Source organism: Telluria sp. ZB4P37 (genome assembly GCF_059685855.1).
The window spans coordinates 70989-79823 of sequence record NZ_JCASID010000018.1; the positions used below are offsets into that span (position 1 = coordinate 70989).

The 8835-nt window shown below is 67.6% G+C and carries 6 protein-coding genes; 3 read left to right on the plus strand and 3 right to left on the minus strand.

What is annotated here, in order from left to right; translation table 11 throughout:
* Nucleotides 1-6: 6 nt before the first annotated feature.
* Genes AC56K1_RS21025 through AC56K1_RS21035 form a run of 3 tightly spaced genes read left to right on the plus strand, consistent with a single transcriptional unit; the run spans nucleotide 7 to nucleotide 4327 of the window.
* Nucleotides 7-2550, plus strand: a complete 2544-nt coding sequence (locus AC56K1_RS21025; protein ID WP_497159729.1) for an ABC transporter permease — start codon at nucleotides 7-9, stop codon at nucleotides 2548-2550.
* A gap of 57 nt (nucleotides 2551-2607) precedes the next feature.
* Nucleotides 2608-3006 carry a group II truncated hemoglobin gene (locus AC56K1_RS21030; RefSeq protein ID WP_497159730.1) on the plus strand — a complete coding sequence of 133 codons (399 nt, stop codon included), beginning with the start codon at nucleotides 2608-2610 and terminating at the stop codon, nucleotides 3004-3006.
* Between the two features lies 1 nt (nucleotide 3007).
* On the plus strand, nucleotides 3008-4327 hold the full coding sequence (locus AC56K1_RS21035) for a DNA recombination protein RmuC (protein ID WP_497159731.1): 1320 nt from the start codon (nucleotides 3008-3010) through the stop codon (nucleotides 4325-4327).
* 18 nt (nucleotides 4328-4345) lie between these two features.
* Here the strand turns inward: AC56K1_RS21035 and moeA are convergent, their stop codons facing one another.
* Genes moeA through chrA form a run of 3 tightly spaced genes read right to left on the minus strand, consistent with a single transcriptional unit; the run spans nucleotide 4346 to nucleotide 8544 of the window.
* Nucleotides 4346-6217 (minus strand): molybdopterin molybdotransferase MoeA, encoded by a 1872-nt coding sequence (gene moeA, locus AC56K1_RS21040; RefSeq protein WP_497159732.1) that lies wholly within the window; start codon nucleotides 6215-6217, stop codon nucleotides 4346-4348.
* A gap of 4 nt (nucleotides 6218-6221) precedes the next feature.
* A complete protein-coding gene (gene moaA / locus AC56K1_RS21045) occupies nucleotides 6222-7331 on the minus strand; it encodes a GTP 3',8-cyclase MoaA (protein ID WP_497159733.1) in 1110 nt (369 codons plus the stop codon).
* Entirely contained in the window at nucleotides 7324-8544 is a 1221-nt protein-coding gene (gene chrA, locus AC56K1_RS21050; protein WP_497159734.1) for a chromate efflux transporter, read from the minus strand. The genes moaA and chrA overlap by 8 nt, the downstream gene beginning before the upstream one ends.
* Between the last annotated feature and the right edge of the window lie 291 nt (nucleotides 8545-8835).

Genomic DNA, 8835 nt, shown 5'->3' on the forward strand with positions numbered 1-8835 from the left:
CAGCACATGTTCAGACAATCCCTCCGCATGACCGCCCGCGACTGGCGCGCCGGCGAGCTGCGCTTCCTGCTGGTGGCCCTGATCGTGGCCGTGGCGGCATTGTCCTCGGTCGGCTTCTTCATCGACCGCATGCGCGCAGGCCTGAACCGCGACGCCCACCAGCTGCTGGGCGCCGACCTCCTGGTGAATGCCGACGACCCGATCCAGAAGGGTTGGCGCGAGGAAGCGCGCCGGCGCGGCCTGCTGGTGGCCGAAACGGTGGCCTTCCAGAGCATGGCGCAGGCCGGCGAGGGCGAAGCTTCAAGCGCCCAGCTGGCCGCGGTGAAGGCGGTCGAGCCGGGCTACCCGCTGCGCGGGCAGCTCAGCATCACCACCAATCCGGATGAGGCGGGCGGCGCCATCGGCCGCAAGACCCGCGCCACGCCCGAACCGGGCACGGTCTGGGTTGACGCCAACCTGCTGCCGGCCCTGCGCGTGGGCGTGGGCAGCAGCATCCAGCTGGGCGACAAGCGCTTTCGCATCGCTCAGCTGATTGCCACCGAACCCGATAAGGGCGCCTCGTTCGCCAATTTCGCGCCGCGCGTGATGCTGTCGCTGCAGGACCTGCCGGCCACCAGGCTGGTGGACGAATTCTCGCGCGTGACCTACCGCCTGCAGGTGGCCTCGACCTCGACGAACGACATGGCCACCGTTGCCGCCTTCGAAAAATGGCTGCGCGCAGACCTGGCCGCCCGCAACGTGCGCGGCGTGCGCATAGAAACCCTGGAAAACGGCCGGCCCGAGATGCGTGCGACGCTCGACCGCGCCGACAGCTTCCTGTCGCTGGTCGGGCTGCTGTCGGCCATGCTGGCGGCAGTGGCGGTCGCCATGGCGGCGCGCCGCTTCATGCAGCGCCATTTGGACGCCTGCGCCATGCTGCGCTGCCTGGGGCTGACCCAGAACCAGGTCGGCGCAATGTACCTGATCGAATTCGCGCTGGTGGGCCTTGCGGGCAGCGTGCTGGGCGTGCTGGTCGGCTTCGGCGCCCACTTCATCCTGCTGGAACTGATTGGCAGCCTGCTGCCGCCGGATTTGCCGCCGGTGTCGATGCTGCCCGCGCTGCAGGGCATCGCCACCGGCTTGCTGCTGCTGATTGGTTTTGCGCTGCCGCCGGTGCTCCAACTGCGCAACGTGCCGCACAACCGCGTCATCCGGCGCGAAGCGGCGGCCCCGCAGCCGCTTGCATTGGCCACCTATGGCCTGGGCATCGGCGTGTTCCTGGCGCTGCTGCTGTGGCAGGCCGGGGACACCAAACTGGCATTGATGACCGCGGCGGGCTTCCTCGGTGGCCTGGGCGTGTTTGCCCTGGTCGCCTGGATGGGCCTGCGCCTGCTGCGCCACCTGCGCGGAGCCTTCAGGCACCAGGGCTGGCGCTTTGCCATCACTTCGCTGCAGCGCCGCCCCGGCGCGACCGTGGTGCAGGTGGTGTCGCTGTCGCTCGGGCTGATGGCGCTGCTGCTGCTCACCGTGGTGCGCGGCGATCTGATGGCGGCCTGGCGCACGGCCACGCCGCCGGATGCGCCGAACCGCTTCATCATCAATGTCCAGCCGGAGCAAGCCGCCGGCGTCGAACGCCAGCTGCTCGGTGCCGGCGTCAAGGACGTGACACTGTTCCCGATGATCCGCGGACGCCTCACTGCCATCAACGGCAGGCAGCTCACCCGCGACAGCTTCCAGAACGGCGAAGCGCGCCGCATGGCCGAACGCGAATTCAACCTGTCGACCACGAACAGGCTGCCCGAGTCGAACGAGGTGGTGGCCGGCAAATGGTTCGTCGATGCGCCGGGTGCGGCAGCCGGCATGGGTGAAGCCTCGGTCGAGCAGAAGCTGGCCCAGACCCTGGGCCTGAAGCTTGGCGACGTGATGCGCTTCGACATGGGCGGCCTGGTAGTGGAATCGAAGGTGACCAGCCTGCGCAAGCTAGAATGGGGCTCGATGCGGGCCAACTTCTTCGTCATCATCAATCCGCAAGCGATGCAGAACGCCCCGCGCAGCTACATGACGGCTTTCCATTTGCCCGGCAGTGCGGGCGGACTGACCAACAGCCTGACGCGCGCCTACCCGAACCTGACCGTGATCGACGTCTCCGGCATCATCCGCCAGCTGCAGGACGTGCTCGACCAGGTGGTGGTGGCGGTCGAATTCCTGTTCGTGTTCACGCTCGCCTCGGGCGTGCTGGTACTGTACGCGGCGCTGATGGGTTCCCAATCCGAGCGCACGCGCGAAGCCGGCCTGCTGCGCGCGCTCGGCGCTACCCGCGGGCAGCTGGCCACGGCCCAGCGCATCGAATTCATCCTGGTGGGCAGCCTGTCGGGCGCGCTGGCGGCGAGCGGCGCGGCGGCGATGGGCTGGGCGCTGGCCGAATACGTCTTCAAGTTCGCCTGGCGCTTCGAGCCGGGCGTGTGGCTGGCCGGCGTCGCGGCGGGTGTCATCTGCGCGCTGCTGGGCGGCTGGCTGGGCCTGCGCAGCGTGCTGCGCCAGCCGCCGCTGCAAACCCTGCGCGAAGCCTAAGCGCGTTTGCAACAGGGGCATGCCGGGAGGGCCACGGGCCGTCCCGGCTGCGCTATCATGCTGCCCATGTCTGAATCCCAAACACTGTACGACGTGATGGGCGGCGCCAGCCGCCTGCGCGAACTGGTCGACCGCTTCTACGACCTGATGGAGCTGGAGCCGGAATTCGCTGTCATCCACGCCATGCATCCAAGCCCCAACGACAGTTCGCGCGAGAAGCTATTCATGTTCCTGTCCGGCTGGACCGGCGGCCCCGATTTGTTCGTGCAGCAGCACGGCCACCCGCGCCTGCGCGCGCGGCATCTGCCGTTTGCCATCGGCACCCAGGAGCGCGACCAGTGGCTGCGCGCCATGGCCTGGGCGATGGAAGACCTGGGTTACGACGAAGCGCTGCGCATGCGGCTGATGCAGTCCTTGTACCAGACGGCCGACTGGATGCGGAACAAGGCGGACTGACATGGGTATCGCCGAACTCCTGATCCTGCTGGCCCTGCTGGTTATCATCGTCCTGCAAATGCTGCTCCTTAACCGCGCCCGCAACGCCGGCGATGGCCGCCACATCGAGCGCCTCGAACGCGAGCTGCGCCTGGAGCTGCAATCCACCGCTCAGGCCACGCGCCAGGAAGTGGCGGGGCACATGGGCCAGTACCATGCCGCCGGCGTGCAGCAGTTCGACAGCATGCGCCAGCAAATGCAGCTGCAATCCTCCAGCGGCCGCGAAGAGCAGGCGCGCGCGCTCAAGCGCTTCGCCGACACGCTGCAGCAGACCCTGTCGAACCTGACCGAATCGAATGCCCAGCGCATGCTGGAAGTGCGCGGCACATTGGAAACCAAGATCCGCGACCTGCAGACGGACAATGCCAAGCGCCTGGAAGAGATGCGCCAGACCGTCGACGAGAAGCTGCACGCCACGCTGGAAACGCGCCTGACAGAATCCTTCCGCCAGGTGAGCGACCGGCTGGAAAAGGTGCACCAGGGCCTGGGCGAAATGCAGCAGCTGGCCATCGGCGTGGGCGACCTCAAGCGAGTGCTCACCAACGTCAAGACCCGCGGCACCTGGGGCGAAGTGCAGCTCGAGATGCTGCTCGAGCAGGTGCTCACCGTCGACCAGTACGCCAAGAACGTCGAGACCGTCGCCGGCACCGGCGCACGGGTGGAATTCGCGATCAAGCTGCCGGGCGTGAGCGAGGGCGGCGCGCCGCTCTGGCTGCCGATCGACGCCAAGTTCCCGAAAGAGCAGTACGAGCGCCTGCTGGAAGCGGCTGACCGGGCCGACGCCGATGGCGTGACCCGTGCCGGCGCCGAGCTGGAACGCGCGGTGCGCCTGGAAGCCAAGACCATCTGCGAGAAATACGTGTCGCCGCCGCAGACGACGGACTTCGCAATCCTGTTCCTGCCGACCGAAGGCCTGTACGCGGAAGTGATGCGCCGGCCCGGCCTGGCCGACGACCTGCAACGCTCGCTGCGCGTGTCGATCGCCGGCCCGTCGACCCTGTCGGCGCTGCTCAACAGCCTGCAAATGGGCTTCCGCACGCTGGCGCTGGAAAAGCGCTCGTCCGAAGTGTGGCAGGTGCTGGGCGCGGTGAAGACCGAGTTCACCAAGTTCGGCGACGTGCTGGCCACCACCAAGGCGACCCTGGAAAAGGCCGCCAAGAACATCGAAGGCGCCGAAGTGCGCAGCCGCGCGATGGCGAAGAAGTTGAAGTCGGTGGAAGCCTTGCCGGCCGAAGCGGCGCAGCTGCTGCTGGGGACCGACCGCAGCGACGGCGACGAATGATCCCGCCGCCGCGGCGGGTTACATCAAACCCTCAAACGGGATTATGTCCACCATATCGCCCGACACGACATTGCCCTGCTCGTCGTGCAGCACGACCATGCAATTCGCCTCCGACATCGAGCGCAGGATGCCCGAGCCTTGCGAGCCGGTGATGCGCACTTCCGGCTGGCCGTCCATGCCCTGGGACAGGATGCCGCGCTGGTATTCGGTGCGGCCCGGCTTCTTGCGGATCGCCACGCTCGAGCGCGCGCGCAGCAGGGGCAACGGGGCGTCGGCGCCCATCATGCGCAGCAGCGCTTCGCGCGCGAAGAAGTAGAAGGACACCATCACGGCGACCGGATTGCCGGGCAGGCCGAACAGGAAGGCGCTGCGGCCATTCGACTTGATCCGGCCAAAAGCCAGCGGGCGCCCGGGGCGCATGCCGATCTTCCAGAAGGTCACGTCGCCCAGTTTTCCCATCACCTGCTTGGTATAGTCGGCCGCGCCGACCGAGACGCCGCCCGAGGTGATGATCGCGTCCGCGTTCTCGCAGGCGCTGCGCAGCGCGTCTTCCAGCGCTTGCGGATCGTCGCGCACCACGCCCATGTCGATGAAGTCGCAACCCAGGCGCTGCAGCATGCCGTAGATCGTGTAGCGGTTGCTGTCGTAGACGCAGCCCTCATCCAGGGGCTCGCCGACCGAGCGCAGTTCGTCGCCGGTCGAGAAAAAAGCGACGCGCAGGCGCCGTTGCACCGCGACTTCGGGCATGCCGAGCGATGCCAGCAGGCCCAGGTCGGCGGGACGCACGATGCGGCCAGCCTTGAGTGCCGGGCTGCCGGCCTTCAGGTCTTCGCCGGCGAAGCGGCGGTTGTCCCCAGGGCGGATCACGCCGGCGCTCAAGGTGATGGTCTCGCCATCCTGCTTGACGAATTCCTGCGGCACCACGCTGTCGCAGCCGACGGGCATGACGCCGCCCGTCATGATGCGCACGCACTCGCCCGATGACGGAACGAGGCCGGACGGATTGCCGGCAAAGGCGGTGCCGATCACGCGCAAGCTCACCGGCGCGTCAAGACGCAGGTCTGAGCCGCGCAGTGCAAACCCGTCCATCGCCGAATTGTCGTGCGCCGGCACGTTGATCGGCGAGATGACGTCTGCTGCGAGCACGCGGCCCAGGGCTGCACGCAGCGCGACTTTTTCGACCGCGCGTACCGGCTGCACGAAGTCGCGGATGATGCGCTGGGCGTCGCGCACGGGCAGCGCGTCCGGGTCGTAGCCATCCAGGCAGCTGGTCACCTTCGCCAGGGTCGGGGGCAATGTGTCATCCAGCACGCGCAGCTCTTCGAGCGTATTGATGTTGCGGAAGGCATCGACGTCCTCGAACAGGACCTCGACCGCCTTCAGGTCCTTGTACCAGCCATCCATGCGCCGTCCACCTTCTGCAAGATAGCGGGACAGCACCGGCAGCCGGCTTGCCTTGACCAGGCAGAACACCGGATGCGCTTGCGGGCGCATGCCTGGCTCTTGCGTCGCGGCGAAGGCCAGGTCGGCATCCGCGTCTTCCACCGCGGCGGCCAGCCTGACGGCCAGGTCCTGCGGCAGGAAGGGTGAATCGCAGGGCGCGGCCAGCAGCCAGGGCGTGACGCAGTGGCGCAGGCCCGCTTCCAGGCCGGCCAACGGCCCCGCGAAACCGGGCGTTTCGTCAGCCCACACCGGGGCAGCCAGTTCCAGCCAGGCTTCCAGGTTGCGGTTGGCGTTGACCATGACGGAGCCGACCTGCGGCAGCAGGCGGTCGATCACGTGCTGGGCCATCGTGCTGCCGCGGAAGGGCTGCAGGCCCTTGTCCACATTGCCCATGCGCGAGCCGCGCCCCCCCGCCAGGACCAGTCCTGTGATGAGTTTTTTGTCCATTTTTTTAACCGCCGATGTAAGACATTTCAACCCGCTTGGCGCCTGACGCAAGACCCGAGGTGTCAATGGTGCGCGTTTCCGAATAGCGGTCGGTGCGCCCGCGCCAGAGCTGGGCAACCGCGGCGGACAGCTCCTCGTCCGTGCGGCCGGTGCGCAGCAGGGCGCGCAGGTCGTGGCCGCGGGTGGCGAACAGGCAGGTGTAGAGCTTGCCCTCGGTCGAGAGGCGCAGGCGCGAGCAGTCGTGGCAGAAGGCCTGGGTGACGCTGGAGATCACGCCGACTTCGCCGCTGCCGTCGAGGTAGCGCCAGCGCGCGGCGGTCTCGCCTGCGTAGTTGGCCGAGGCCGGCGCGACGGGCAGTTCGGCATGGATGCGCCGAATCACCTCTGCGGAAGGGATGACCTCATCCATGTTCCAGCCGTTCGAGGCGCCCACGTCCATGTATTCGATGAAGCGCAGGATGAAGGGCGAGCCCTTGAAATGGCGCGCCATCGGCAGGATCTGGCCGTCGTTGGTGCCGCCCTTGACCACCATGTTGACCTTGATCGGCCCGAGCCCGGCCGCATGCGCGGCGTCCAGCCCGTGCAGCACGTCGGCCACGGAAAAGTCGACGTCGTTCATGCGGCGGAACATGGTTTCGTCGAGCGCGTCGAGCGACACCGTCACCCGGTCCAGGCCCGCATCCTTGAGGGCCTGGGCCTTGCGCGCCAGCAGCGAGCCATTGGTGGTGAGCGTCAGGTCGAGCGGGCGCCCGCTTGGGGTGGGCAGGGCGCGCAGCATGCCGACCAGGCGCTCCAGGTTCTTGCGCAGCAGCGGCTCGCCGCCGGTCAGGCGGATCTTCTCGACGCCGTGTGCGGCGAAGATGCGCGCCACGCGCGTGATCTCTTCGAAGGAGAGCAGCTCGCTGTGCGGCAGGTAGGCGTAATCCTTGTCGAACACTTCCTTCGGCATGCAATACACGCAGCGAAAATTACAGCGGTCGGTGACCGAGATGCGCAGGTCGTGCAGCGGCCGGCCAAGCGCATCCGACAGCTGTCCGGTGGGTGCGTCGACCTGGCTTGGGACCGGCAGCATCGGTGAGCGCAAGTCGTTGATCATGATGATTTTTTCAGCCATGCCAATACGATAGCACGAGCCCCGCCAGCGCACAGGCGGCGATCAAGGGGATGGGCTTGAGCTCGAAGCGCAGCAGGGCGATGCTGGCTGCCACGCCGATGAGCATCGCCCCCGGCTGCGCCGTGCCGCCGGCAAAAAACACGTGCTGCCCGAAGAACACGGCCAGGCTGGCGACCACCCCGACCACGGCGGCCGAGATGGCGGTCAAGGGCGCGGTGAGCCGGACGTTGCCGCGCCCGGACTCGACCAGCGGCCCGCCGGCCAGGATGAACACGAAGGAGGGCAGGAAGGTAAACAGCGCCGCCACCAGCGCGCCGGCGGCCCCGGCCAGGGGCAGCGCGGCAGGGCCGAACAGCGCACCGGTCCAGCCGCCCACGAAGCCGACAAAGGCCACGATCATGATCAGGGGCCCGGGCGTGGTTTCGCCCAGCGCGAGCCCGTCGATCATCTGCGCGGCGCTCAGCCAGCCGTATTTCTCGACCGCGCCCTGCACCACATAGGGCAGCACCGCATAGGCGCCGCCGAAGGTCATCAATGCGGCCTTGGTGAAGAACCAGCCCATCCGGGCCAGGGTGCCGTCTACGCCATAGATGGCGGCCAGCGCCAGCCAGGCGCCGAAGGCCAGGGCGCTGCCGGTCAGCGCCACCTTGAGCAGGCCGCGCAGCGAAAAGCGGGCGTGTTCCGGTGTCGGCGTATCGTCATCGATCAGCGCCGGGCCGTAATGCTTGCGCTCAAGAGGATGGCCGCCGCCGGGCTGGAAGCGGTGTGGCCAGATGCGCCCGCCCACGAAGCCCGCCGCCGCTGCCAGCAGCACGATCAGCGGGAAGGAAATATCGAACACGGCAATGGCAATGAAAGCCAGCGCGGCGATCGCGCACAGCACGCTGTTACGCAAGGTGCGCGTGCCGATGCGCCATGCCGCGCCGATCACGATGGCGACCACCGCCGGCTTGATCCCGGCCATGATCCCGGCGACCGCCGGCAGGTGGCCCCAGGCCAGGTAGATCCACGACAGGCCGATCAGCAGCAGCAGCGAAGGCAGGATGAACAGCAGCCCGGCCATGATGCCGCCCAAGGTGCGGTGCAGCAGCCAGCCGATGTAGACGGCCAGCTGGGTCGCTTCCGGGCCGGGCAGCAGCATGCAATAGTTCAGCGCGTGCAGGAAGCGCTGCTCCGAAATCCAGCGCCGCCGCTCGACCAGCTCGGCATGCATCAGGGCGATCTGGCCGGCCGGGCCACCGAAGCTGATGAAGCCGAGCTTGAGCCAGTAGAGCAGGGCTACGCGAAGGGGATGGGGGCGGTGGCTTGCATGGGAGGATCGTAACCCATCGGCTTGGTGAAGTGCTGGTGGTGCGGCTTCGGTGGGAGAACTTGGGTTGTCCCCAAGGCGCACTGGTGTCCAAGATAATTCGATACCTCTTCACTAGAGTGCCCCCGGCCGCTTCGAGGGCGCTGTTCTAGCTTGTTTTGGACGCGTTCGGGCAGTTTTCGTGTTGATGACGGG